We start from the raw sequence: 24,270 nt of genomic DNA, 5'->3' as shown, positions 1-24,270 counted from the left end.
TACTACCAGTCATTACCCCAATCTTTGCTTCTTCCAGATTCAGGCTTTGTCGTCCAATTGGAGACAAACGCCAGTACAAGTTATGCCTGATGACCATAGCAAGTTGGTCCCACCCCTTCCCATCCCGAACAGGACCGTGAAACAACTTTGCGCCGATGATAGTGCTGCAACCAGTGTGAAAGTAGGTTATCGTCAGGCTTGTTATTCGCAGTAGAGAAAAACCCCGCCAGCAATGGTGGGGTTTTTTTTCGTCTGGCAATTCCTGCCACTCCCTCCTGTTTCAGGCATCCATCATGTCTATTGTGCATAAAATGCAACAGCTTTCATTATTTATATAAGTGCTTATATAAATACTGTTACTATCGCTACATGAAACAAGGACTCGGAACACAACTACGCCACCTGATTGAACTGCTGGACGGCGCCGTCCAGCAAGCTTACGCGGACGCGGGCCTCGATTACCGGCCGCGCTACACGCCCGTGATGCGGGTGCTGGCGCAACGGCAAAGCGCGACCATCGGCCAGCTGGCCGAGCTGGCAGGCATCACGCAGCCAGCCGCCACGCAAACGGTGGCACTGATGAAAAAGGAAGGCTTGCTGCTGGTGGCTGCCGGTGGCGAAGATGGCCGACAGCGTGTGGTACGCCTGAGCAGCCAGGGCGAGGCGCTGCTGCCCCATCTGCAGATGTGCTGGCAGGCGACCAAGCGTGCTGCCGACAGCCTGGACGCGGAACTGGCATTTCCTTTATCCACATGCCTGGCGCAAGCCATCACGATTCTGGAACAGCGTTCATTCGGCGAGCGCATCCGCGATGCAAGCAAGAAAGTAGCAGCCACTCCCTGACAACCCACGAGGAAAGCGATGATGGACAACACCCTGAGCATGGCAAGCAAAAAATCCCCCCTGGCTCGCCTGATGGCCTATCCCCTGGTGCAGATTGTGCTGGGCATGGTCCTCACTTTTGCCGCGGTACCGCTGGTGATGGGCATCGCCTCCCATGTGGTGGAAAAGCCTTACCGCATCCTGTGGCCGCAATTGCTGGCGGCGCTGCTGGTGTGGTGCGGCTACCGTTTTTATGTTCGCCACATCGAAAAACGCCAGCCGGATGAATTGGCAATGCCGGGCATGGCGCGTGAACTGGGACGTGGATTGCTGCTCGGCGCAGGCCTGGTCGTTCTCACCTTTGTTGTGCTCGCTGCGCTGGGCGTGTATCAGCTTGGCGGCGTCAATGCCCTGAGCGTCTTGTTGCTGCTGCCGCTGGCTGAACTGGTGCTGGTCGGCATGGCCGAGGAGATGATGTTTCGCGGCGTGCTCTTTGGCGTGACTGCACGTGCGCTGGGCAGCAAGGCCGCCATCGTGATTTCATCCCTGGTGTTCGCCCTGGCCCATTTGCCCAATGCCGGCTTTTCGCTGCTGGCAATCATCGCGCTTGTCGCGTATGGCGTGCTGCAGGCGGCCCTGTACATACAGACCCGCCGCCTGTGGGTGTGCATCGGTACGCACGTCGGCTGGAATTATTGTGTCAGCCAAGTATTCTCCTCGACGGTGTCGGGCCATGCGGCCACGGATGGGCTGCTGCGTGGCGAACTGCTGGGCAATACCATGCTGACGGGCGGCGCCTTCGGCGTGGAAGCGTCGCTGGTGACGGTCTTGCTGATCAGCGCCGTCGCCGCGTATGTGCTGCGCCTGGCCTTTGCCAGCGCACCACGCTAGGCCACTGCACCTGTTTTATTGGCCAGCCACCACCGGCGTTGCGCCACTTTTGGCCACCCACTCGATCAGCGCATCGACGGCCGCGCGGCCGTTGCCATTACCCACCAGGTCGCTATTGATCATGGCGACCACCACACATAGCTGGTTGTTGGCGTCTGGCACGTAGCCGGCGATGGCGACCACATTCTTCAAGGTTCCCGTCTTGATGCGCGCGCGCGCGGCGGCCGGAGTGTTCAGCAGGCGCTTGCGCATGGTGCCGTCCAGCGCCACGATGGGCAGGCTGGACTGGAACTCGGGCGCCCACGGACTTTGCTGCATTGCCTGCAAGACGCCTGCCAGCTGCGCAGGCGCAATGCGCCCTGTGCGCGACAAGCCGGAACCGTTGTCGACCAGCATGCCCTGGGTGTCGATATGGTGTCGCTGGAACCATTCCTGGATGACTAGCCGCGCGCGCGTGGCCGTGTCTTCCGGCGCCGCCATGGCCACGGGGCGGCTGCCCAGCCAGCCATCGCTTTGCAAGCTACCCAGGCTCAGGAACAGGGTACGGGCCAGGGTGTTGTCGGATGTCTTGTTAATATCGCGCAAGACTTCCGGCAAGGCGCGCGCCACGTGGTCGGCCAGCATGCGCGTGCCGACCGGTTCGGCCGTCGGCGGCAAGCCTGTTGCCGGCGCTTCGCGCACCGTGCCCGTGATCGTGCCGCCCAGGCGTTTCCAGGTGGTACGGAACAAGCGGTCCGCATAATCATTGCGGTCGAGCACATTGATGCTGGTGGCCTTGCTGCAATTTTGCGGGAAGGTGCCGTGCAGGATGACCTGCAGCTTGCCGCTCGCATCGCGCCGGTATTCGGGCGGACGCCAGCCGTCTTCCCATCTGGCGCAACTGCCCTTGATGAGCTTCATGTCGCTCGTGATGCTGACGTTCTCCAGCGGCGGCTGCATCAGGATGCTCAATTGCCGCTCCGTCGAAGTCATATTGATATCGAGCAGATTGGTGTTCAGTAACAAGGCATCGGGGATGACGTTGTAGCGGAATTCGGCCGACTCATCGAACGGCGCTGCGCCGATATCGGGCCGGGCCGGCTGGAACAGTTGGCGGTCGAGGATCAAATCGCCCTTGATTTTCACGATGCCCTGGTTGCGCAGGGTCTGCAGCATGTGTGCCAGCACGTCCGCATTGAAATCCGTGTCGGCGCCGCCGCGCAGGATCAAGTCGCCCTTCAGCACGCCATTGATGACGTCGGCGCTGGTGCGCAACTCCGTGCGGCCGCGAAAGATGGGACCCAATTGCTCCAGGCCCACGGCCGCCGTCACCAGCTTCATGGTGGAGGCCGGTTGCATGCTGCGCTCGGCGCCATGCGACAGCACGGTGGTGTTGCCGCGCAAGACGATGGCGCCCATGGCGTCTTCGGGGATATTCGCGCTGCGCAGCAGCAGGCTGACGGATTCGGGCAATTGCGCGTGGGCAGTCGACAGGCCAAGACCGGCCAACAGCGCAGCCATCAGAACAGGACGTAACATGGTGCTCCTTAGTGGAAAAAGACGTAGGCGACGAAGACGGCCGTGATTACGCCAGCCAGATCGGCGATCAGGCCGGCCGTGATCGCATAGCGCGTCTTGCGGATGCCGACGGAACCGAAGTACAGGGCCACGATATAGAAGGTGGTGTCGGCCGAGCCCTGGAAGACGCAGGCCAGGCGGCCGACGAAGGAGTCGACGCCGTAGGTATTCATGGCATCGATCATCATGGCTTTCGAGCCGGAGCCGCTGAGCGGCTTCATCATGGCCGTCGGCAGGGCGGGCACGAAGTCCGTATTGATGCCCAGGTTGGCAAAGAACCAGTTCATGCCGCTCATCAGGAAATTGAACACGCCCGCGTTGCGGATCACGCTGATGGCCACCAGCATGCCGACCAGGTAGGGAATCACGGTAATCGAGGTCTGGATGCCGCCTTTCGCGCCCTCGATGAAGGCGTCGTACACATTCACTTTCTTGCGCAGCGCGCCGATGATGAAAATGGCGATGACGCTGATCAACACCAGGTTGCTGACCACCTTGGAAACCAGCTCGATTTCCTGTTTCGTCAGGTATTGCGTGAAATACCAGATCATGGCGACGATGGCGCTCGTCATGCCGCCCATCCAGCCCAGCACGACACGGTTGAGCAAGTTGATGCGTTGCTTGATGGACACCGTGATGATGCCGACCACGGTGGCCACATAGGTGGCGATCATGCAGGGGATAAAGATGTCGGACGGATCGGCCGCGCCGAGGATGGAGCGCTGCGCCATGATGGCCAGCGGAATCAGGGTCAGGCCCGAGGTGTGCAGCACCAAAAACATGATTTGCGCATTCGTCGCCTCTTCCTTGTTCGGATTCAAGGTTTGCAGGCTTTCCATGGCCTTCAAGCCGAACGGCGTGGCCGCATTGTCCAGGCCCAGCAGGTTGGCCGAGAAATTCATCACCATGTGGCCCGTGGCCGGGTGGTCTTTCGGAATTTCCGGAAAGATGCGCGAAAAGAAGGGGGCGATCACTTTGGCCAGCCAGCCGACGATGCCCGCCTTTTCGCCGATGTTCATGATGCCGAGCCATAAGGTCATCACGCCGGCCAGCGGCAGGGCGATATCCATCACGCCCATGCGCGCCGTCTCGAAGGTGCCGTCGATGATGCGCTTGAAGATATCGGTATCGCCGAGAAACAGCCACTGCAGCACTGCGGCCAGAAAGCCAACGAGGAAAAAGCCGGACCAGATGTAATTAAGTGCCATATGCGATCAGTTCTGTGTGTCGGGAGTGAAAAATGTCTGCAAACAAAGTATAGGGGCAGCCCGATACGAGTTGATGAAAGAATGCAGCAATCGCATGCCAAAAAGTTATAAGCTGGCAGCCTGTTTTCATTGGCGCCCCGTCGCTTGCCCGCGTAGTGTGGGGCATGCCTGTCGCTTACCGCTGTTCCTTACCCTTGTCTGCACTGGATCATTGATGATGTTTTTACGCAAAACCGCCTGCGCCGCCGGCCTGGCCCTGCTGACGCTGTTCACTGTAGCGGCCCACGCCGCCGCCGATGCCCGCGCGAACAAGACCTTGCACTTGTTTTTGAGCACCAGCGAGACGGGCCTGGACCCGGCCGTGGCGTCCGACCTGGCCAGCCTGAATTTGATGGAAAACATTTTTGATCCGCTCTTGCGCTACGACTACCTGGCGCGGCCGGTGCAACTGCAGGGCAATACGGCGCGCGGCATGCCCACCGTGGAAGACGGCGGTCGCACGTATATCTTTCACTTGCAGCCAGGTATTTTCTTTACGCCCGATCCCGCTTTCAAGGGTCAGCCGCGCGAAGTGACGGCGCAGGATTATGTCTACAGCCTGACGCGGCTGTATGACCCCAGCCTGAAGTCGCCGTGGTTGTTCTTGCTGGAAGACAAGCTGGTGGGCGATGCGGTCCTGAAAGCCAAATTCAGCTACGACACGCCGATCGCCGGCCTGCAGGCGCTGGACAAATACACCCTGCGCATCCGCTTGAACGGCGTCGATCCGAACTTCCTGTTTTACCTGGCCATGCCGGCGACAGCGGTGGTGGCGCGCGAAGTGGCCGAAGCGTACCCGGCGGCAGGGCAGATCGGCAACCACCCCGTGGGCACGGGGCCATTCCTGGTCAAGGAATGGAAGCGCAGCGACAAGATCGTGCTGCAAGCCAATCCGACTTTCCGTCCCACCGTGTTCCATACGGAAACCAAGGCGCTGGCCGCCTTGCCTCCGGACGCGCGCGCCATCGCCACCGCCCTGGAAGGCCAGCGTCTGCCCCTGGTCGAGCGCATCGAGGTGCGCATCGTTGAGGAATATCAATCGCGCATGCTGGGTTTCCTGAAAGGCGAATTCGATTACCTGGAACAAGTGCCCGAATCGATGACGGACATGGTGCTGGAAAACGGCGCCCTGAAACCGGCGCTGGCCGCCAAGGGCATGCAGCTGACGCGCTTTCCCGTGCTGCAGACGTATTACATGTGGATGAACATGGACGATCCCGTGCTGGGCGGCACGGGCAAGGACAAGCTGGCCCTGCGGCGCGCCATTGCCCTCAGCTACAACAGCCGCGAAGACATCGCGCTGCTGAAAAAGGGCCTGGCCTTGCCGGCGCAATCGCCGCTGCCGCCGAATGTGCTCGGTTACGACAAGGCTTACCGCAGCCCCGTCGGCTACGATCCCGTGCTGGCGCGCGCCTTGCTGGAGCGCTTCGGCTACAAGGCGGGTCAAGATGGTTTCCGCACGCAGCCCGATGGCACGCCCTTGATTTTGACCATGCACACGGAGCCGAGCACGGTAGGACGCTTGCGCGACGAACTGTGGCGTCGCAACCTGAACGCCATCGGCCTGCGCGTGGAATTTAAAAGCGACAAGAAGACGGAAATCATCAAGGCGTCGCGCCTGGGCAAGGTGCAGATGTTCGAGACCAACTGGATCGCCGACTTCCCTGATGGCGATAACTTTATGCAATTGTTGTATGGCGGCAACGTTGGCCGCGCCAACTATGCCCGCTTCAACTTGCCCGATTACAATAAACGCTATGAGGAGGCGCGCCTGCTATCCGATACGCCGCGCCGCCGCAGTCTGTACTTCGACCTGTTTCAGCTGATCCACGCCTACACGCCGTGGGTGCTGCTGACGCATCCCATCTCTGCCGACCTGCAGCAACCGTGGCTAAAAAACTACAGGCGCCACCCTGTGGAATTCACGTCCTGGCGCTATCTGGACGTCGATATGCGCAAGGGTCGCCCCGCAGGCAAGTGACCATGTCACTGAAAAGGGCATTCATTCCAAAAAGTTATGGTTAGGAAAGCATTTTTCATTGGCTGGTCCCGGATGCATCGCGCTACTCTGAAAATGAAAACAAATAAAGTCATGCGCAAATGTCATAAAAAAATGTACTGCGAGACAGACGTTGCGACATATCTAACAGCCTGACTTGAGAACTCAAGTTTCGATTGCCCAAATAAAGGAGAGACCCGTGAAATTGAAGAAGCTAGCGCAATTGGTGGCATTGATGGGGGTGGTGGGGCCGGTGATGGCACAGGAAGCGGCACCAGCAATGCAACGGGTCGAAGTCACGGGCAGCAGCATCAAACGTGTGGCCAAGGAAGGCGCGCTGCCGGTGCAAGTCATCAGCTTTGAGCAGATGGAAAAGCAGGGCATCACGACGGCCGAGCAACTGGTGCGTACCCTGTCGGCGAATGGCACGGGTGCCGAGAACATGACTTCGGGCAATAATGTGTTTGGCGCCGATGCGGACCGCCTGGCTGGCGGCGCCTCGTTCGCCTCGCTGCGCGGCCTGGGACCGGGCGCGACCTTGGTGCTGCTGAACGGCCGCCGCGTGGCCACGCATGGCGCCAGTGGCCGTGCCGTCGACTTGAACTCCATTCCGCTCGGTGCCATTTCGCGCGTGGAAATCCTCAAGGATGGCGCTTCGGCCATCTACGGCACGGATGCCATCGGCGGCGTGATCAATTTCATTCTGAAAACCAATTACAGCGGCGTGGAAGCCTCCGTTTCCACCAACGACACGCAAGCGGGCGGCGGCGCCACGCGCCGCGCTTCCATCCTGGCCGGCACGGGCTCGCTGGAAGAGGACGGCTACAACCTCATGGCCAGCCTGACCGTCGACAAGGCGCAGCGCCTGAACGGCAGCGACCGCTCCTTCGTCAATGGCTACCAGCCGGGCCGTGGCCTGTCGCCGGACACCACGGGCACGCCGTTTGCCAACCAGATGGCGGGGGCCGGCACGGCATTGGGCACCGCGTTCCAGTTGCCTGGCGACCCGAATCAATACCTGCAAGCCAATCCCCTGAGCTTCCAGGGCAAGTGCGACAGCGTCGCCGGCATGTCGCAATACCAGACGGCACTGTGGAAAGACGTGACGTCGCCGTTGCGCACCAAGTATTCCTGCGCCTACGACTATGGTGCCGACTATGTGCTGCAATTCCCTGTTGAACGGGCCAATTTCCTGTCGCGCGGCACGTTCAAGCTGGCGCCCGACCACCGCATGTTTGTCGAAGCGCTCGGTTCGCGCACCAAGGCCACGGCGATTTTGACGCCGATGCAGGTGCAGACCAGCATTGCCAACAAGGCCGTGTATCCGGTGGGTGGCGCGTATTACCAGGATTTGTCGGCCTATATTCCCACGTTCGACAATACCAAGCCAATTGCCTACAAATGGCGCGCCAATGACGTGGGCAACCGCACGCAGGAAAACACGACCGACAATGCCCGCGTACTGCTGGGTTTTGAAGGCAGCTTCGGCAAGTGGGATTACAAGACCGGTATTTCCTACGCGCAAAGCACCACCAAGACCAAGCTGACGGATGGCTATTCCTACACGGACAAGCTGTACGCGGCCCTGGGGACCGGCATCATCAATCCGTGGGTGGGCGCGGGCCAGAGCCAGACGGAAGCGGCCAGGCAATTGATCGAGTCGACCAAGTTCCGTGGCGCCTTCCAGCATGGCAAGACGACCCTGACCCAGATCGATGGCGCCGTTTCCGGTGAGCTGTTCCAGCTGCCGGCTGGCGCCGTGGCGATGGCCGCCGGTTTTGATTTGCGCCGTGAAGGCTACAGTTTCGGACAGGATGTCGATGCCAACCTGATTCTGTTGGCGCCAGGAAATGCCGCATTGAAGGATGTCAGCCGCAACGTCAAGGCCGTGTATGCCGAGTTGCTGGTACCCGTCATGAAAGACCTGGAAATGCAGCTGGCCGTGCGCCGTGATGATTACAGCCAGGTGGGCGCCACCACGAATCCGAAGATTGCCTTGCGTTACCAGCCGGCCGACTTCATCCTGTTCCGCGCCTCGGCCAGCAAGGGATTCCTGGCACCGAGTTTCGACCAGCTGTATTCAGGTGTATTGACGCAGGAATTGCCGAATGGCGTGAAAGATCAGGAAGGCTGCGCCAAAAATCCTGGCGTGAAGGAATATTGCAGCATCGATCGTCTCAGCTACACGACGGGTGGCAACCTGAACCTGAAGCCGGAGACGTCGAAGCAGGGCAGCGTCGGCATCGTCATCGAACCGGTGAAGGGGTATTCCGCCTCGTTCGATTACTGGGCCATCAATACCCAGGACCAGCTCCTGAAACGCACGCCGCAAGTCGTGCTGGCCAATTACCAGGCGCTGAACCAGTATATTTTCCGCAAGGCCGATGGCACCATCGATTACGTACAGGCGGGCTGGTTCAATGCGGGCGGCAGCCGCGTGCGCGGCCTGGACGTCAGCTTGCGCGGCGAAGGCAAGGTCAAGGACGTGAAATGGACGGCCACCCTGGACGGCACGTATATGGACAGCTTCAAGTTTGCCGAATACAAGGGGCAAGAATACAAGGAGCTGGTCGGCAATTTCTACACGCGTGATTTGTACTTGCGCTGGAAACACAACGCCAGCTTCGGTGTCTCGCGCGGCGACTGGAGCGGCTTGCTGATCCAGAGTTTTGCTTCCGGCTACAAGGACCAGGTACCGAATGACGGCAAGGGCACGCCGCCGCCGGGCTTCAAGTCCGATGTGTCCAGCTACACCACGTATAGCTTGTCGGGCACGTACACGGGCTTCAAGAATACCACCTTGACCCTGGGCATCCAGAACCTGTTCGACCGCGATCCACCGTTCACCGCGCACAACGTGGATGAAGTGGTGGGCGCCGGCTGGGATCCGCGCGTGGCCGACGCGCGTGGCCGCGCCTTCACCTTCCAGCTGAAGTACAAGTTCATGTAAGGCGGCCATGCCGGCGGTGATCCCGCTGGCATGCTAACCTCGTGCGGCGGCGCCTGGCGTCGCCGTTTTTTATTCCAGGAAAGGGCCGCATGTCCAGTCAGACCAATCTCAGCCGGCGCCGCTTCGGCGGCTTGCTGGCCGCCAGCTTCGGGGCGGCAGGCACACCGGCGTGGGCGGCGGCCGCGCAAGGGAAGGGCAAACGCATGCAACAGCCACACGCATTGATCAAGCCGGCGCGCCTGCGCGACGGCGACCTGGTCGCCATCATCGCACCGGGCGGCTTTACGGATGAGGAGTCCATTGCCAAGGCCCAGCGCAATATCGCATCGCTGGGACTGCGCTCCAGCCTGGGCGCGAATATTCGGGCCGTGCACGGCAACTATGCGGGCACGGTGCAGCAGCGCCTGGACGATCTGCACGCCGCGTTCCGCGATCCGGACGTCAAGGCGGTGTGGGCCATTCGCGGCGGCTCCGGCTGCATTTCGCTGCTGGCGCTGCTCGATTACGCCTTGATCCGCGCCAACCCGAAAGTGCTGATCGGCTATTCCGACATCACGGCCTTACACCTGGCCATCGCCCGCCAGACGGGTCTGGTGACCTTTCACGGTCCCGTGGCCTCGTCCACGTTTTCCGAGTACACGGTGACGCAGCTGCAAAACGTGCTGATGACGCCGCAAGAGCAGTACACGATCCCGATGGCGCAGGACAACCACCGCCGCGCGCAGACGCAGCCGAACTTCGCCATCCGCACCGTGCACGGCGGCCAGGCGACGGGACGCTTGACGGGCGGCAACCTGTGCCTGGTCAGCGCGCTGGCCGGCACGCCGTATGCGGCCGATTTCCGCGAGCATATTTTGTTCCTCGAAGAAATCAACGAAGTGCCGTACCGCATCGACAGAATGTTGTGCCAGCTCGACCTGTCCGTGGGGTTCAACAAGGCAGCGGCCCTGATGCTGGGCATCTTCGAGCATTGCGAGGCGGCTGACGGCGACACGGCGCTGACCCTGAACGACACCCTGGACCAGCATTTGCAGCCTTTGCGGGTGCCGGCCGTCAGCGGCTATTCGTTTGGCCACATCCGCCACCAGTTCACGCTACCGATGGGCATCCTCGCCACCCTGGACGCGGACCGGCAAACCTTGACCTTATTGGAGCCAGGCGTCTGCTAGCGTACGGTGCAGCGGGGTGATTGTCAGTATGCTAGTGTGATTGCAGGCGTGGCACGAGGCCGCGTCGCCTTTTCACCGCACCCGACATGATCAACCGCCACGCCAGTACCTACATCCTCAGCCATCCGCTGGCCTTCGTGCTGCAGGTGCTGAAGGGCTTTCGCGCCAACCAGGGGTTGCTGCTGGCGGGCGCCGTCGCGTATTACTCGCTGCTGTCCATCGTGCCCCTGCTGATGCTGGTGGTGGTGGCCCTGTCGCACGTGATCGCGCAGGACGAATTGCTGCAAACCATAGGCCATTACCTGGAATGGCTGGTGCCGGGGCAATCGAAAGCCATCGTGGCCGAGGTCGCGCACTTCCTTAACAACCGGGGCGTGATCGGCTGGCTGCTACTGCTGACCATGCTGTTTTTCAGCTCGCTGGCGTTTACCGTGCTGGAAAACGCCATGAGCGTGATCTTTATCCACCGCGTGGCCATCCGCCGCCGCCATTTCCTTATTTCCGCTATCTTGCCGTACTGCTATATCCTGTGCCTGGGCGTGGGCATCTTGCTGATCACCCTGGTGGCGGGCAGCCTGCAGGTGATGGGCGAGGAAAGCGTGCGCTTCCTGCGCCATGACTGGGGCCTGGAAGGCGTGTCCGGCGTGCTGCTGTATTTGCTGGGGCTGGCGGGCGAAATTCTCGTGCTCAGTTCGATCTACCTGGTCATGCCGGTGGGAAGATTATCGATCACGCATGCGCTGATCGGCGGCGTGACGGCGGCCCTGCTGTGGGAAATCGCCCGTCACGTGCTGGTCTGGTATTTTTCCACCTTGTCGCAGGTCAATGTTGTGTATGGCTCGATGACGACGGCCATCGTCGTCATGTTCAGCCTGGAAATCGGCGCCACCCTGCTGCTGCTGGGCGCGCAAGTGATTTCCGAATACGAAAGAGTGGCCCGTGGCGGGCAAGAGGACAAGCCGCTGGCGCTAAGGACTTGATTTTAAATATTTATTGCACCGCACAAAATGCTGTGCTATACTCCGTTCAGTGATTGAGATTTGGCAGCAAATCATCTCACCATCCAGTTTCAGCGCGGCGACCGACAGGTGTAATGTCGATGGCGTGACAGTGCGAAGAAATGGATTTTGTAATTCCGGATACGATGGTCGATTTTACACTTGGAGTCACCATGCAGATAGCATGGGAGTCCGAAAATCAGGAGGCACTTTGCAGATAGCACTGGCGTCCATGACACGATTAAAGCATTGGTAATACATTGGAACGAAGCCCGCGCTAGCGGGCTTTTTTTTCGTCCATAGTTGGCGTATGGGGTCAGACCCACAACACCGCTAACGCAAAGCTCCGCGCTAACGCATGTGGGGGTCTGACCCCAGCCTTTGCCTGGGGTTTATAACGCCCTTGCAATCAAAATCTTCTGAATATCGCTGGTCCCCTCATAAATCTGGCACACGCGCACGTCGCGGTAGATGCGCTCGACGGGGAAGTCGGACACATAGCCGTAGCCGCCATGCACCTGGATGGCGTCGGAGCACACTTTTTCCGCCATTTCCGACGCAAACAGCTTGGCCATGGCCGCTTCCTTCAGGCAGGGCAAACCCGCATCCTTCATCGATGCCGCGTGGCGGATCAACTGGCGCGCCGCTTCGATCTGCGTGGCCATGTCGGCCAGGCGGAATTGCACGGCCTGATGTTCATAGATGGGTTTGCCGAAACTTTCGCGCTCGCGTGCGTACTGCAGGGCCGCTTCATACGCGGCGCGCGCCATGCCCACGGCTTGCGAGGCGATGCCGATGCGTCCGCCTTCCAGGCCGGACAGGGCGATCTTGTAGCCTTGTCCTTCTTCGCCGATTAAATTTTCCGCCGGGATGCGGCAATTGTCGAACAGGATTTGCGCCGTGTCCGACGAATGCTGGCCCATCTTCTGTTCCAGTCCCGCCACGATGTAGCCTGGCGTGTTCGTCGGCACCCAGAAGGCGCTGATGCCGCGCTTGCCGGCTGCCTTGTCGGTGACGGCCATGACGATGGCCACGTCCGCATATTTTCCGCTGGTAATGAACTGCTTCGTGCCGTTGAGCACGTATTCATTGCCGTCGAGCGTGGCCGTCGTGCGCAGGGCCGAGGCGTCGCTGCCCGTGTGCGGTTCCGTCAGGCAAAACGCACCGAGCATGGCGCCTTGCGCCAGTGGACGCAGCCATTGTTCCTTTTGCGCCTCGTTGGCGTACATCATGGCGATGCTGCACACAGGGCAATTGTTGACGGAAATGATGGTCGAGGTGCCGCCATCACCGGCGGCGATTTCTTCCAGCACCAGGGCCAGCGATACGTAGTCGAGGCCGGCGCCACCGAGCGCTTCGGGCACTGCCACGCCAAAGGCGCCCAGCGCGGCCAGTTCCTGCAATTCTTCTTTCGGGAAATGATGTTCCTTGTCCCAGCGGGCCGCGTTGGGCGCCAGGCGCTCGCGCGAAAAACTGCGCAGCGCTTCCTGGATCATCGATTGTTCTTCATTGAGTATCATGGGACGTCGTCTCGTTTGTTTTTATGGTGGAGGCAGGAATTACCAGGCGATGGGCTTGCCATCGTAATTGCGGAACACGGCCTTGTCCGTGGCCGGCAGACTGGCCAGGGTGGCGCGGATGCCGGCAGCGCTTTGCTCGGGTGAAATATCGGCGCCGGCGCCGCCCATGTCCGTGCGTACCCAGCCCGGATGGAAGGCGACGCAGCTGACGCCTTGCGGGCCATGCACGAGGGACGTGTCGATCAGCACGGAATTCAAGGCTGCCTTGCTGGCGCGGTATAGCGAACCGCTGGGGTTGCCCCGCTCGCTCAGGGAGCCCATGTGCGAGGACAGCACGGCAAGTTTCCCTTTGGCATTGCCGACCAGCGGCGCCAGAAGCGGCAGCAGCCGCATGGCCGCCAGCACGTTCGTGTGCATGACGGCATCGAAATCTGCTTGCGTGGGGATACCGTCGTGGCGGGGGCCATACACGCCCGCGTTGAGGATGGCCACGTCGAGTTTTTCATCGTCGAGTTTCCAGCCCAGGCCGGCACAGCCTTCCACATCCGTCACGTCGAGCCGGTGCGCTTCCGCGCCCAGTTGCGCGAGGGCGTCGCAAGCGTCTTGCGTGCGCGCCGTGGCAATCACTCGCCAGCCATCGTGGCGGTATTGACGGACGATTTCGTGGCCGATGCCGCGCGAGGCGCCGATGATCAATGCGGTAGGCATATTTATTCCCCCTGAAAATAAAATGAAAGCGCACACCGTAAACCGCGGTGCGCGCCCGTGCTCAGGAAGAGCTTATACCAGTTCGATCGCCATCGCCGTCGCTTCGCCGCCGCCGATGCACAGGGCCGCCACGCCGCGCTTGCCGCCGGTTTTTTTCAAGGCGCCCAGCAGGGTGACGATGATGCGCGCGCCCGAGGCGCCGATCGGGTGGCCCAGCGCGCACGCGCCGCCGTGGATGTTGATCTTGCTGTGCGGAATGTCGAGGTCGTGCATGGCGGCCATCGGCACGGCCGCGAACGCTTCATTGATCTCGAACAAGTCCACATTGCTGCTGCTCCAGCCCGTCTTGGCGTACAGCTTTTTCACCGCGCCGATGGGGGCCGTGGTGAATTCGTTTGGCGCCTGCGCATGCGTGGCGTGGCCGTGGATTTTCGCGATGACGGTGCAGCCGAGCTTTTTCGCCGTCGATTCGCGCATCAGCACCAGGGCTGCCGCGCCATCGTTGATCGACGAGGAGGAGGCGGCCGTGATGGTGCCATCCTTCTTGAACGCCGCCTTCAAGGTCGGGATTTTTTCCAGGCGGGCCTTTTGCGGGCCTTCATCGATGCTGACGATGGTGTCGCCGCCGCGGCCGGAAACGGTGACGGGCGCGATTTCCCACTCAAAACTGCCATCCTTGGTGGCCGCTTGCGCGCGTTTCACGGATTCGATGGCAAACGCATCCTGCGCTTCGCGCGTGAAGGCGTACTGGCTGGCGCACTCTTCGGCAAACGTGCCCATCGAGCGGGCATTGCCCTTTTCATCGCGGCTGTAGGCGTCTTCCAGGCCATCCATCATCATGTGGTCATAGATCATGCCGTGGCCGATGCGGTAGCCGCCGCGCGCCTTCGGCACCAGGTAGGGGGCGTTGGTCATCGATTCCATGCCGCCCGCCACCACCACGTCGGCGCTGCCGGCGAGCAAGGTGTCATGCGCGAACATGGTCGTCTGCATGGCCGAGCCGCACATTTTCGACAGGGTCACGGCGCCCGTGGAATCGGGCAAGCCCGCCTTGCGCAAGGCCTGGCGCGCGGGCGCCTGGCCTTGGCCAGCCATCAGGCAATTGCCGAAATATACGTGTTCCACGGCATCCGGCGCCACGCCGGCCCGTTCGACGGCGGCGCGGATGGCCACGGCGCCCAGGTCGCTGGCGGTGACGTTGGCGAAGTCGCCCTGGAAGGCGCCCATGGGGGTGCGTGCGGCACCGACGATTACGACTGGATCATTCATGTTGGATCTCCGGTTAAAGGTGGGGATGGTGACTGCATACAAAAACGCAGGTGCTGCGGATACGGGAAGACGTCCTCGATATGGCCGTCTTCGATGCGCTGCTTGCGCGCCTGCCAATATTGCGCCGTCAGCAGGTCGGCATGGTGCTGCATGAAATACTTGCGGATGCGGGGATTGCCCAGCAGGAAGGTGCCGAATTGTTCGGGAAACACATCGTGCTTGCCGATGGGATACCACGGTTCGGCCGACATTTCTTCCTCCTCCGTGCGCGCCTCGGGGATGACGCGGAACTGGCAATCGGTGATGTACTCGATTTCATCGTAATCGTAAAAAACGACGCGCTGATGACGGGTCACGCCAAAGTTTTTATACAGCATGTCGCCGGGGAAAATATTGGCCGCCACCAGTTCCTTGATGGCGTTGCCGTACTCGATGATGGCGTGTTCGACCAGGTCAGCGCGGCCTTCCTTCTCGGCATTGCTCAGCCACATGTTCAGCGGCACCATGCGCCGCTCGATGTACAGGTGGCGGATGATGATCTGCTCGTGGTCTTCTTCGATCAGCGAGGGCGCGAACTGTTTCAGCTCCGCCAGCAATTCCTCGGCAAAACGGGCGCGGGGAAAGGCCACGTTGGAATACTCGAGCGTGTCGGCCATGCGGCCTACCCGGTCGTGGTGTTTCACCAGTAAATACTTTTGCTGGACTTGTGCGCGCGTGGTTTCCTTGGGCGGCGGGAAAAAATCCTTGATGACCTTGAAGACATACGGAAACGAGGGCAGGGCAAACACCAGCATCACGAGGCCACGGATGCCGGGCGCGCTTTCAAAGTGGTCCGACGAGTGTTTTAAATGCTGCAGGTAGTCGCGGTAAAACAAGGTCTTGCCCTGCTTCTGCAAGCCCAGGATCGTATAGATTTCGCTGCGCGGTTTGCGCGGCAGCAAGCTGCGCAGAAATTGCACATAGGCCGACGGCACTTCCATATCCACCAGAAAATAGGCGCGCGTAAATGAAAACAGCACGGCGATCTGCTGCTGCTCGAACAGCACCGTGTCGAGCACCAGCTTGCCGTGCCGGTTGTGCAGGATCGGCACGACGAACGGATATTCGCGGTTGCCGTTGATGCCCTTGCCGACCAGATAGGCGCCCTTGTTGCGGAAAAACAAGCTGGTCAGGACCTGGATCTGGTGGTTCGGTTCGAGCCGGTCGCCGCCGAACAGCTGTTGCAGCCGCGCTTCCACTTGTGCCACGTCACGCTCGAGGTTGGCAAAGGCGCAGTTCAGCTGGAAGTTGCTCACCATGCGCGTCAAGGTGTGGCGCAAGCCATCCTTGCCCGGGTAATACACGCGGTAGGTGGGGGCCGGATCTTGCGTTTCGATGTATTCCGTGGAAACGACGGGACGCACGAAAATATAGTCGTTATTGAAATATGTGCGGTGCAGGATGTTGCAGCAGACGGAATTGAAGAAGGTTTCCGCCAGTTCCGGCTGCTTGTGCTCCGTCAGCATGCCGATGTAATGCAACTTCAGTTCGCGCCACACTTCATCGCTCAACTCCGACTCTTCGTACTCATCTTCGAGCATCTGCACGCATTCCTGCACGCGCTTGTCATAAAAGTCGATGCGTTCGCGGGCCGCCGTCTGCGCCGCGGCCCAGGCGCCTTGCTCGAAATACTGCTTGGCTTGCCGGCTGGTTTCGCGGAACAAACGGTAATGCTTGTCGAAGCCGTCGCGGATGGTGCGCGCGATATCGAATGCAATCTGGGAAGAGAGCAATTTGGGGAAGGCAATGTGAGTCATAGTTGTGCTCGCATGAATGGCTCATCACCCAGTCGATCGTCGCGCGCCCGTGCTTACTTGGTTTCCGCAAACAGTTCGCGGCCTATCAGCATGCGGCGGATTTCGCTGGTCCCGGCGCCGATTTCATACAGCTTGGCATCGCGCCACAGACGGCCGGCCGGATACTCGTTGATGTAGCCGTTGCCGCCCAGGGCCTGGATCGCTTCGCCCGCCATCCAGGTCGCTTTCTCTGCACTATACAGAATGGCGCCGGCCGCATCCTTGCGCAACTGGCGCACGGCTTCCGGCGTGGTGGCGCGGTCGCAGGCCTGACCCACGGCGTAGACATAGGCCTTGCACGCCATCATGGTCGAATACATATCGGCCAGCTTACCTTGCATCAATTGGAATTCGCCGATGGGCTGGCCGAATTGCTTGCGGTCATGCACGTAAGGCACGACCAGGTCCATGCAGGCCTGCATGATGCCCAGCGGGCCGCCGGACAGCACGGTGCGCTCGAAATCGAGGCCCGACATCAGCACGTTGACGCCCTTGCCCAGGCCGCCCAGCACGTTTTCGGCCGGCACTTCGCAATCCTGGAACACCAGTTCGCCCGTGTGCGAACCGCGCATGCCCAGCTTGTCGAGCTTTTGCGCGATGGAAAAGCCCTTGAAATTCTTTTCGATCAGGAACGCCGTCATGCCGCGCGGACCCGCTTCCAGGTCGTTTTTCGCGTACACCACCAGCACGTCCGCGTCGGGGCCGTTGGTGATCCACATCTTGGTGCCGTTCAAGACCCAGCGGTCGCCCTTGAAGTCGGCGCGCAGCTTCATGCTGACGACGTCCGAGCCCGCGTTCGGCTCCGACATGGCCAGGGCGCCGATGTGCTCGCCTGTGATCAGTTTCGGCAGGTACTTGGCTTTTTGCTCGGCCGTGCCGTTGCGCTTGATCTGGTTCACGCACAGGTTCGAGTGGGCGCCGTAGGACAGGCCGACGGAAGCCGAGGCGCGCGAGATCTCTTCCATGGCGATGATGTGCGCCAGGTAACCCATGCCGGCGCCGCCGTACTCTTCGCTGACGGTGATGCCGAGCAAGCCCATGTCGCCCATTTTGCGCCACAGGTCCATGGGGAACTGGTCCGTGCGGTCGATGTCGGCCGCGCGCGGCGCGATTTCGGCGGCGGCGAATTGTTGGATCGCTTCACGCAGGGAGGCGATGTCGTCGCCGTGGTCAAAGGTCAAGCCTGGGAGATGGAGCATGTCGTCCTCGTCGTCGTTATAAGTGTGGCGGTCATGGATGCCGGGTCAGTGAAGCTATGATACTCAGTTGTGACGTTTACGTAAACGTCAACCGATGCGCGGCAGCGGTCTGCTGCTCGCGCCTTTAGTTTGTTTGCGCCTTATCAAGGTTCGAGTCCGCCAGCATGCGCGCGCAAGCGTCTTCATGTGCGCTGATTTCCGCCAGCGCCATTTCGATATCGATGCGCTGCTGTTCCAAGGTCTGCCGGTGCTGCGCCAGCACGCCCAGGAAGCGGTCCATCTGCGCGCGCGTGTCCTTCGGCGATTCGTACATGTCGACCAGGCTCTTGATTTCCGACAGCGCCAGGCCCAGGCGCTTGCCGCGCAGGGTCAGCTTCAGGCGGGTGCGGTCGCGCGGCGTGTAGACGCGGCTGCGCCCGCCGGCGCCTTCGCGTTTCGGACTGAGCAAGCCCTGGTCTTCATAGAAGCGGATGGCGCGCGCCGTGATGTCGAATTCCCGCGCCAGTTCGGTAATGGTATAGGTCGTCATGGGTGCGGGTGGTATCGGTTGCATGGGTGGTCGGTCACTGGATGGGTGCTGCGAGGCAATGGATGGCAAAGTGCCGTTTACGTCAACGTCAATACTATTGTAGCGTGCCCTGCCCGTGCTGCAACAAAGAAAAAAGAGGGGCTGGACAGGGGAATTTGGCGAATAAGGCAACAGTTACTGAAAATAAATTGATTCTTCTTGCGCAAACGCGCTTAAGATCGAGAGTTGGTGGCCAAGATGACACCAAAAAGAGCTTTCCTGGCATAACAGCGACATTCTTTTCGCTGCGATGGCAGTAAAATTTTCAGGCGCAGATTCTTTCCAGCCGGCACGATCAAAAAACAACGTTTCACTATGAGCACGCTGTTTGTATCGTTTCCATGTTGGAAACAAAATGGCCCTTCTGAAAACTTTGTCTATAAGAAATTGTATGACATGGGCATTGCGCGCATCGGTAGAGGAGGGCATTATCCGATACCGTACGTTGTAATGCCAAACCGAGGCTTTGAATCGTGCTGCAGTGCGAAAATCAAGGCTAGCCGCGAATTTGACCCGAAGCCACGCAGAATCGCAAGAGAAAATTCGGCCCACTTTTTGACTTGAAAAGCTCGGCCGGAGTGTTAATTGTTAATTGATACTCTTTTCAAATGTAACAATCTGTATGGTCATTCAAGAAACTGACTTTCATGTTACAACATGAAATAGTACACCTATGAATTCTTCTAACGAACGCGAAAGCTTCAGCCAGCGACTTCAGTTGGCTCTCAAAAACGCCCATTATTCTCCAGACAGCCCGACCAGACTGGCCCGGGAATTCAATATCCGTTTCGACGGGCGCCCGATTACCGTGCATGCAGCTAGGAAATGGTTAGTAGGTGAAGCAATTCCGACGCAAGAGAAATTGCGCATGATTGCCCAATGGTTGGGCGTTCCGGCGGAATGGTTGCGTTTTGGCGGCCCGGAAAGCGCCACGCCGAATGGTGAAGCGGGCAGCGCTTTGTCGCGTTTTGAGTCCGCCGATGTGAAATTAATTGCCGATTTGCAAAGATTGGATGAACATCATCGTCAAATCGCGCGAGAATTTATTCGCATGCTGGTAAGAGTCAACTACCAAAAGTAAGCATTCAGGCCCTCCCCGGCCGGCGCCGTCCGCTTTTCGCTGACGGTGCTCCCCCTGTCCTTTTATTTGCGCAAGGTCATACTGGAGACATGATTTTGCCGCACAATAAGACCTCGCATGTTGCGCTGCAGCGGAATTATTTGACAATAATCCCGCACGCAGCGGCGCAGCGGCCAATACCAGCGCATAATCACATCAGAAGCAGCCAGTTCATCCACTACGGAGCCGAGCATTTGAGCCGTCTTATGAAAAGTAACTACAGCAATACCGCGCAGCTGAAGGACTTGATGACCGTGCCCCCCATGACTGCCGCGCAACATGCGGAAGTGATGCGCAAACGGATCGCCCACCGCAGGATGGTTGAAGAAGCCAGGGATTTGAAGCAGGCAAGTGCTCACCAATTCGACAAGAGATGAGGGATGCCTGACCAAAGCTACTGCGCGTCGCGCTTTGCGGCCGGCGATGCTCACCGTGCTAGAGCACGGTTGCGCTTCTTGGCCACAAATCACTGCCGCTCGCTACGCTTTTGTCAGGCATCGTGACTTGGTAGGGGTTTCCCCGCTTATAAGTTGATTGCGTTGGTGATGTCAGGTTTCTGACGCTTTAAGACCATTCCACCGCGGCGCCAGGCTGTGCTCGATGCCGAGCAGGTCGATGACGCGCGCCACCGTATGGTCGACCATTTCCGCGATGCTTTGCGGGTGGTGGTAGAAGCTCGGTAAGGGCGGGAAGATGATGCCGCCCATTTCGGTCACGGCTGTCATATTGCGCAGGTGCGCCAGGTTGAACGGCGTTTCGCGCACCATCAAAATCAGGCGGCGGCGCTCTTTGAGCACCACGTCGGCTGCCCGCGTGATCAAATTATCCGACAGGCCATGCGCCACGGCCGCCAGGGTCTTCATCGAGCACGGTGCGACGACCATGCCATCCGATTGAAACGAGCCGCTGGCGATAGAGGCGCCGATGTCGCGCAGCTTGTGCACCACGTGCGCCTGCGCTTCGATGTCCTTGCGCCCCACGCCCGTTTCCTGGTGCAGGGTCAGTACGGCCGCATCCGACAAGACCAGATGCGTCTCGACGCCGGGGATGGCGCCGAGTAATTGCAGCAGCCGCAAGCCATACACGGCGCCCGTGGCGCCCGTGATGGCCACGACGATACGGCGCGGCCGCTGCGTTTGGCTATCAGGCATCCAGCAGGGACTTCAGTTCGCCCGATTCAAACATTTCATTCATGATATCGGAACCACCGATGAACTCGCCTTTGACATACAGCTGCGGAATGGTAGGCCAGTTCGAGTAATCCTTGATGCCCTGGCGCACTTCCGGGTCATCCAGCACGTTGACGGTAGCGATGTTTTCCACGCCGCACGCTTTCAGGATCTGGATGGCGCGGCCGGAAAAGCCGCACTGCGGGAATTGGGCCGTGCCCTTCATGAACAGCACGACTGGCGTGCTCGTCACGGTTTCTTTGATCCAGGTTTGTACGTCGCTCATAGCTGCCTCTGATGGGTAAATAAATAGATGCCGTCATTTTATAAGAAAACGCCGGCACGGGTATGCGCTCAAGTCATAAATCGGGCAAGTCAGCCACGTTGACGCTTATAAGGTCTTGCCCAGGCACACCGATTGTGCCGCGCCCACGTATTTGCCCCAAGCAATGACGGGTGCATAGCCGTGTTTGGCATAAAACGCCACGGCGCGGGTATTTATCACGCGGGTGGACAGGTGCAAGGCCTGGTAGCCATGCTGGCGCGCCTGCGCCTCTACATGGGCCAGCAGGGCCGCGCCCACGCCGCCGGCGCGAGGGCGCGCATACATGCGCTTGAGTTCTCCGATGGCGCTGTCCGCCTCGCCCAGCGGCCGCAGGGCGGCGCAGCCCAGCAGTTCTCCAGCCGCATCACGGGCCAGATAAAAGCCGCCGCGCGGCGTTGCCGCCTCGACATCGAAGGAAGAACGGCCGCTGTCGCCATTGATGCGCAGCAACGCCTCCGACAATGCGTCGAGCAGCAGCTGCGCCTCCACGCTGGCGGCGTCCACCGTCAGGATGATCAGATCATGCCTGGCGGCCATGGACTTAGCCGCGCAGCTTGGCGAACGCGGCGGCCATGCTGCCGGCCGGCTCGGGCGCGTTGCGCGACTGCGACTGGTGCTGCGCCATGCTGCGGCGGTCGTTGCGGTCGCCCTTTTGCTCGGGCTTGCTGCCCGCCTGCGGCGCGCTGTCCGTCAAACGCATGGTCAGGGCGATGCGCTTGCGCTTCTCGTCGACTTCCAGCACTTTGACACGCACGACCTGGCCAGCCTTGACCACCGTGTGCGGATCTTTGACAAACGTGTTCGACAGGGCCGAGATGTGCACAAGGCCATCCTGGTGCACGCCGATATCGACGAAGGCGCCAAAGGCGGCCACGTTGGTGACCACGCCCTCTAAAATCATGTCCGGGCGCAAGTCGCGGATCTCTTCCACGCCTTCCTTGAAGGTAGCGGTGGTGAATTCCGGACGGGGATCGCGGCCCGGCTTTTCCAGTTCCTTCAAAATGTCGGAAATGGTCGGCACGCCAAACGTTTCATCCGCATATTTTGCCGGGCTGAGGGTTTTCAGCAAGGCCGTTTCGCCGATGACAGCCTTGATATCTTTCTTGATGTCAGCGAGGATCTTTTCCACCAGCGGGTACGATTCCGGGTGGACTGCCGAGGCGTCCAGCGGGTTTTCGCCGCCCATCACGCGCAGGAAGCCGGCGGCCTGTTCATACGTCTTGTCGCCCAGGCGCGGCACGGCTTTCAGGGCCGCGCGCGAGGTGAACGCGCCCTTCATGTCGCGGTAGGTGACGATGCTTTGCGCCACGCTGGCCGACAGGCCGGACACGCGCGCCAGCAGCGGCGCCGACGCCGTATTGACGTCCACGCCGACGGCGTTCACGCAATCTTCCACTACCGCATCGAGCGAGCGGGCCAGCTGGCTTTGGCTCACGTCGTGCTGGTACTGGCCCACGCCGATCGATTTCGGGTCAATTTTCACCAGTTCGGCCAGCGGGTCTTGCAGGCGGCGGGCGATCGAGACGGCGCCGCGCAGGGACACATCCATGTCCGGCAATTCTTTCGACGCGAATTCGGACGCCGAATACACCGACGCGCCCGCTTCCGAGACGACGATCTTCGTCATCTTCGCTTCCGGATGCTGCTTGATCAGGTCCTGCGCCAGTTTATCGGTTTCGCGCGAGGCGGTGCCGTTGCCGATGGAGATGAGCGACACATTGTGCTTGGCGGCCAGGCGGCCCAGCGTATGCAGCGAGCCATCCCAGTCGTTCTTCGGCTGGTGCGGGTAGATCACGGCCGTGTCGACGACTTTACCGGTGGCATCAACGACAGCGACCTTGACGCCCGTGCGCAAGCCAGGATCGAGGCCCATGGTGGCGCGCTGGCCAGCCGGCGCTGCCAGCAGCAGCGCTTTCAAATTGGTGGCGAAGACGTTGATGGCGTCGAGTTCCGAGCGTTCGCGCAGCGCGCCCATCAGTTCCGTTTCCAGGTGCATGAAGCTTTTCACGCGCCAGGTCCAGCGTGCCGTGTCGGCCAGCCATTTGTCGGCCGGGCGGCCTTGTTGCTTGATGCCGAAGCGGGCGGCGATGCGGCCTTCGCACGGGTTGTGCGGCGCATCCCATTTCGGTTTTTCCGCTTCCGTGTCCAGGCGCAGGGTGACGTCAAGGATGCCTTCGCGGCGGCCGCGCAGCAGCGCCAGCGCGCGGTGCGAGGGGACTGTGGAAATGGTTTCCGAGTAATCGAAATAATCGGCGAATTTTTCGCCTTCGTCCTGCTTGCCTTCCACCACTTTCGATTCGACGATGCCATGTTCCTGCACGTATTCGCGCAAGGTTTGCAGCAGGGTCGCGTCTTCGGCGAAACGCTCCATCAGAATCTGGCGCGCGCCGTCGAGGGCCGCCTTGGTGTCCGCCACGCCCGGATTGTTGCCGTCGGCACTCGTAAACGCGTCGCGCAGGAACTTGCCCGCTTCCATTTCCGGCGTCAGTTCCGGATTGTCCAGCAAGCCGTCGGCCAGCGGCATCAGGCCCGCTTCGATGGCGATCTGCGCCTTCGTGCGGCGCTTCTGTTTGTACGGCAAGTACAAATCTTCGAGGCGCGTCTTGTCTTCCGCGTGCATGACGGCGTCGAGCAGCTCGGGCGTCATTTTGTTCTGTTCCGTGATCGAGGCCACGATGGCGGCGCGCCGCTCTTCCAGCTCGCGCAGGTAGCGCAAGCGCTCTTCGAGCAGGCGCAGCTGGATATCGTCGAGGCCGCCGGTCGCTTCCTTGCGGTAACGGGCGATGAAGGGCACGGTGGCGCCTTCGTCGAGCAGTTCGATGGCGGCGGCAACCTGCACCGGTTTGGCGGCAAGTTCAAGGGCAAGACGTTGTTCGATAGTGGGCAGCATGGTTGTTTCCAGAGCGATCAAGCCTGGAATGATA

At 60.4% G+C, this 24,270-nt stretch carries 21 protein-coding genes and 1 rRNA gene; 9 read left to right on the top strand and 13 right to left on the bottom strand.

Annotation, left to right across the window (positions count from 1 at the left end; translation table 11 throughout):
* Positions 1-85: 85 nt before the first annotated feature.
* From rrf to P9875_RS00835, 3 genes are all read left to right on the top strand, one after another.
* Positions 86-198, top strand: a 5S ribosomal RNA gene (rrf, locus tag P9875_RS00845).
* A gap of 171 nt (positions 199-369) precedes the next feature.
* Positions 370-843: a MarR family winged helix-turn-helix transcriptional regulator gene (locus P9875_RS00840; RefSeq protein WP_099403705.1), complete on the top strand. Its 474-nt coding sequence runs from the start codon at positions 370-372 to the stop codon at positions 841-843.
* A gap of 18 nt (positions 844-861) precedes the next feature.
* Entirely contained in the window at positions 862-1,713 is an 852-nt protein-coding gene (locus tag P9875_RS00835; RefSeq protein ID WP_278317343.1) for a CPBP family intramembrane glutamic endopeptidase, read from the top strand.
* Between the two features lie 15 nt (positions 1,714-1,728).
* Here the strand turns inward: P9875_RS00835 and dacB are convergent, their stop codons facing one another.
* Positions 1,729-3,231 carry a D-alanyl-D-alanine carboxypeptidase/D-alanyl-D-alanine endopeptidase gene (gene dacB, locus P9875_RS00830; protein ID WP_099403706.1) on the bottom strand — a complete coding sequence of 501 codons (1,503 nt, stop codon included), beginning with the start codon at positions 3,229-3,231 and terminating at the stop codon, positions 1,729-1,731.
* A gap of 8 nt (positions 3,232-3,239) precedes the next feature.
* Positions 3,240-4,478, bottom strand: a complete 1,239-nt coding sequence (locus P9875_RS00825; RefSeq protein WP_035823177.1) for a nucleoside recognition domain-containing protein — start codon at positions 4,476-4,478, stop codon at positions 3,240-3,242.
* A 214-nt stretch (positions 4,479-4,692) separates the two neighbouring features.
* On the opposite strand from P9875_RS00825, the gene P9875_RS00820 reads away from it, so the two are divergent.
* The 4 genes from P9875_RS00820 (at position 4,693) to P9875_RS00805 (ending at position 11,615) form a co-directional block, all read left to right on the top strand.
* Positions 4,693-6,498: an ABC transporter substrate-binding protein gene (locus P9875_RS00820; RefSeq protein WP_278317342.1), complete on the top strand. Its 1,806-nt coding sequence runs from the start codon at positions 4,693-4,695 to the stop codon at positions 6,496-6,498.
* A gap of 217 nt (positions 6,499-6,715) precedes the next feature.
* The gene (locus P9875_RS00815; RefSeq protein ID WP_278317341.1) at positions 6,716-9,466 is read left to right on the top strand and encodes a TonB-dependent receptor; all 2,751 of its coding nucleotides are present in this window, start codon (positions 6,716-6,718) and stop codon (positions 9,464-9,466) included.
* Between the two features lie 89 nt (positions 9,467-9,555).
* The gene (locus tag P9875_RS00810) at positions 9,556-10,635 is read left to right on the top strand and encodes a S66 peptidase family protein (RefSeq protein WP_099403707.1); all 1,080 of its coding nucleotides are present in this window, start codon (positions 9,556-9,558) and stop codon (positions 10,633-10,635) included.
* A gap of 86 nt (positions 10,636-10,721) precedes the next feature.
* The gene (locus P9875_RS00805; RefSeq protein WP_099403708.1) at positions 10,722-11,615 is read left to right on the top strand and encodes a YihY/virulence factor BrkB family protein; all 894 of its coding nucleotides are present in this window, start codon (positions 10,722-10,724) and stop codon (positions 11,613-11,615) included.
* 410 nt (positions 11,616-12,025) lie between these two features.
* On the opposite strand, the gene P9875_RS00800 is transcribed toward P9875_RS00805, so the two are convergent.
* From P9875_RS00800 to P9875_RS00770, 7 genes are all read right to left on the bottom strand, one after another.
* The gene (locus tag P9875_RS00800; RefSeq protein WP_278317340.1) at positions 12,026-13,153 is read right to left on the bottom strand and encodes an acyl-CoA dehydrogenase family protein; all 1,128 of its coding nucleotides are present in this window, start codon (positions 13,151-13,153) and stop codon (positions 12,026-12,028) included.
* Between the two features lie 39 nt (positions 13,154-13,192).
* On the bottom strand, positions 13,193-13,861 hold the full coding sequence (locus tag P9875_RS00795) for an SDR family oxidoreductase (protein WP_278317339.1): 669 nt from the start codon (positions 13,859-13,861) through the stop codon (positions 13,193-13,195).
* 72 nt (positions 13,862-13,933) lie between these two features.
* Complete coding sequence (locus P9875_RS00790; RefSeq protein ID WP_278317338.1) at positions 13,934-15,130, bottom strand: acetyl-CoA C-acyltransferase; 1,197 nt, start codon at positions 15,128-15,130, stop codon at positions 13,934-13,936.
* On the bottom strand, positions 15,127-16,926 hold the full coding sequence (gene aceK / locus P9875_RS00785) for a bifunctional isocitrate dehydrogenase kinase/phosphatase (RefSeq protein WP_278317337.1): 1,800 nt from the start codon (positions 16,924-16,926) through the stop codon (positions 15,127-15,129). Before aceK ends, P9875_RS00790 begins: the two co-directional genes overlap by 4 nt.
* A 53-nt stretch (positions 16,927-16,979) precedes the next feature.
* Positions 16,980-18,164 carry an isovaleryl-CoA dehydrogenase gene (locus P9875_RS00780; protein ID WP_086137446.1) on the bottom strand — a complete coding sequence of 395 codons (1,185 nt, stop codon included), beginning with the start codon at positions 18,162-18,164 and terminating at the stop codon, positions 16,980-16,982.
* 124 nt (positions 18,165-18,288) lie between these two features.
* Complete coding sequence (locus P9875_RS00775) at positions 18,289-18,693, bottom strand: MerR family transcriptional regulator (RefSeq protein WP_099379188.1); 405 nt, start codon at positions 18,691-18,693, stop codon at positions 18,289-18,291.
* A 174-nt stretch (positions 18,694-18,867) separates the two neighbouring features.
* Entirely contained in the window at positions 18,868-19,161 is a 294-nt protein-coding gene (locus tag P9875_RS00770; RefSeq protein ID WP_158301276.1) for a hypothetical protein, read from the bottom strand.
* Positions 19,162-19,405: 244 nt separating this feature from the next.
* Here P9875_RS00770 and P9875_RS00765 point away from each other — a divergent pair, with 244 nt between their 5' ends.
* Positions 19,406-19,813: a hypothetical protein gene (locus P9875_RS00765; RefSeq protein WP_034753756.1), complete on the top strand. Its 408-nt coding sequence runs from the start codon at positions 19,406-19,408 to the stop codon at positions 19,811-19,813.
* Positions 19,814-19,902: 89 nt separating this feature from the next.
* Positions 19,903-20,229 (top strand): hypothetical protein, encoded by a 327-nt coding sequence (locus P9875_RS00760; protein ID WP_092801601.1) that lies wholly within the window; start codon positions 19,903-19,905, stop codon positions 20,227-20,229.
* 171 nt (positions 20,230-20,400) lie between these two features.
* On the opposite strand, the gene P9875_RS00755 is transcribed toward P9875_RS00760, so the two are convergent.
* The 4 genes from P9875_RS00755 to P9875_RS00740 form a co-directional block, all read right to left on the bottom strand.
* Complete coding sequence (locus tag P9875_RS00755; protein WP_278317336.1) at positions 20,401-21,003, bottom strand: UbiX family flavin prenyltransferase; 603 nt, start codon at positions 21,001-21,003, stop codon at positions 20,401-20,403.
* Positions 20,996-21,307, bottom strand: coding sequence for a Grx4 family monothiol glutaredoxin (grxD, locus tag P9875_RS00750; RefSeq protein WP_010402157.1), 312 nt, complete (start codon positions 21,305-21,307; stop codon positions 20,996-20,998). The genes P9875_RS00755 and grxD overlap by 8 nt, the downstream gene beginning before the upstream one ends.
* Before the next feature lie 105 nt (positions 21,308-21,412).
* Entirely contained in the window at positions 21,413-21,883 is a 471-nt protein-coding gene (locus tag P9875_RS00745; RefSeq protein ID WP_278317335.1) for a GNAT family N-acetyltransferase, read from the bottom strand.
* A 4-nt stretch (positions 21,884-21,887) separates the two neighbouring features.
* Positions 21,888-24,236 (bottom strand): Tex family protein, encoded by a 2,349-nt coding sequence (locus P9875_RS00740; RefSeq protein ID WP_035823150.1) that lies wholly within the window; start codon positions 24,234-24,236, stop codon positions 21,888-21,890.
* Positions 24,237-24,270 lie beyond the last annotated feature (34 nt).

Origin of the sequence: Janthinobacterium rivuli (assembly GCF_029690045.1) — a bacterium.
Classification (GTDB): domain Bacteria; phylum Pseudomonadota; class Gammaproteobacteria; order Burkholderiales; family Burkholderiaceae_D; genus Janthinobacterium; species Janthinobacterium rivuli.
The sequence above is the reverse complement of the archived record's forward strand: the minus strand, read 5'-3'. Positions and strand labels throughout refer to the sequence as shown.

Bases quoted from the DNA above. Each gene is read 5' to 3' on its own strand.
- P9875_RS00840 (WP_099403705.1), top strand. From the start codon at position 370: ATGAAACAAGGACTCGGAACACAACTACGCCACCTGATTGAACTGCTG.
- P9875_RS00835 (WP_278317343.1), top strand. From the start codon at position 862: ATGATGGACAACACCCTGAGCATGGCAAGCAAAAAATCCCCCCTGGCT.
- dacB (WP_099403706.1), bottom strand. From the start codon at position 3,231: ATGTTACGTCCTGTTCTGATGGCTGCGCTGTTGGCCGGTCTTGGCCTG.
- P9875_RS00825 (WP_035823177.1), bottom strand. From the start codon at position 4,478: ATGGCACTTAATTACATCTGGTCCGGCTTTTTCCTCGTTGGCTTTCTG.
- P9875_RS00820 (WP_278317342.1), top strand. From the start codon at position 4,693: ATGATGTTTTTACGCAAAACCGCCTGCGCCGCCGGCCTGGCCCTGCTG.
- P9875_RS00810 (WP_099403707.1), top strand. From the start codon at position 9,556: ATGTCCAGTCAGACCAATCTCAGCCGGCGCCGCTTCGGCGGCTTGCTG.
- P9875_RS00805 (WP_099403708.1), top strand. From the start codon at position 10,722: ATGATCAACCGCCACGCCAGTACCTACATCCTCAGCCATCCGCTGGCC.
- P9875_RS00800 (WP_278317340.1), bottom strand. From the start codon at position 13,153: ATGATACTCAATGAAGAACAATCGATGATCCAGGAAGCGCTGCGCAGT.
- P9875_RS00795 (WP_278317339.1), bottom strand. From the start codon at position 13,861: ATGCCTACCGCATTGATCATCGGCGCCTCGCGCGGCATCGGCCACGAA.
- P9875_RS00790 (WP_278317338.1), bottom strand. From the start codon at position 15,130: ATGAATGATCCAGTCGTAATCGTCGGTGCCGCACGCACCCCCATGGGC.
- aceK (WP_278317337.1), bottom strand. From the start codon at position 16,926: ATGACTCACATTGCCTTCCCCAAATTGCTCTCTTCCCAGATTGCATTC.
- P9875_RS00780 (WP_086137446.1), bottom strand. From the start codon at position 18,164: ATGCTCCATCTCCCAGGCTTGACCTTTGACCACGGCGACGACATCGCC.
- P9875_RS00775 (WP_099379188.1), bottom strand. From the start codon at position 18,693: ATGACGACCTATACCATTACCGAACTGGCGCGGGAATTCGACATCACG.
- P9875_RS00770 (WP_158301276.1), bottom strand. From the start codon at position 19,161: ATGCCCTCCTCTACCGATGCGCGCAATGCCCATGTCATACAATTTCTT.
- P9875_RS00765 (WP_034753756.1), top strand. From the start codon at position 19,406: ATGAATTCTTCTAACGAACGCGAAAGCTTCAGCCAGCGACTTCAGTTG.
- P9875_RS00760 (WP_092801601.1), top strand. From the start codon at position 19,903: ATGATTTTGCCGCACAATAAGACCTCGCATGTTGCGCTGCAGCGGAAT.
- P9875_RS00755 (WP_278317336.1), bottom strand. From the start codon at position 21,003: ATGCCTGATAGCCAAACGCAGCGGCCGCGCCGTATCGTCGTGGCCATC.
- grxD (WP_010402157.1), bottom strand. From the start codon at position 21,307: ATGAGCGACGTACAAACCTGGATCAAAGAAACCGTGACGAGCACGCCA.
- P9875_RS00745 (WP_278317335.1), bottom strand. From the start codon at position 21,883: ATGGCCGCCAGGCATGATCTGATCATCCTGACGGTGGACGCCGCCAGC.
- P9875_RS00740 (WP_035823150.1), bottom strand. From the start codon at position 24,236: ATGCTGCCCACTATCGAACAACGTCTTGCCCTTGAACTTGCCGCCAAA.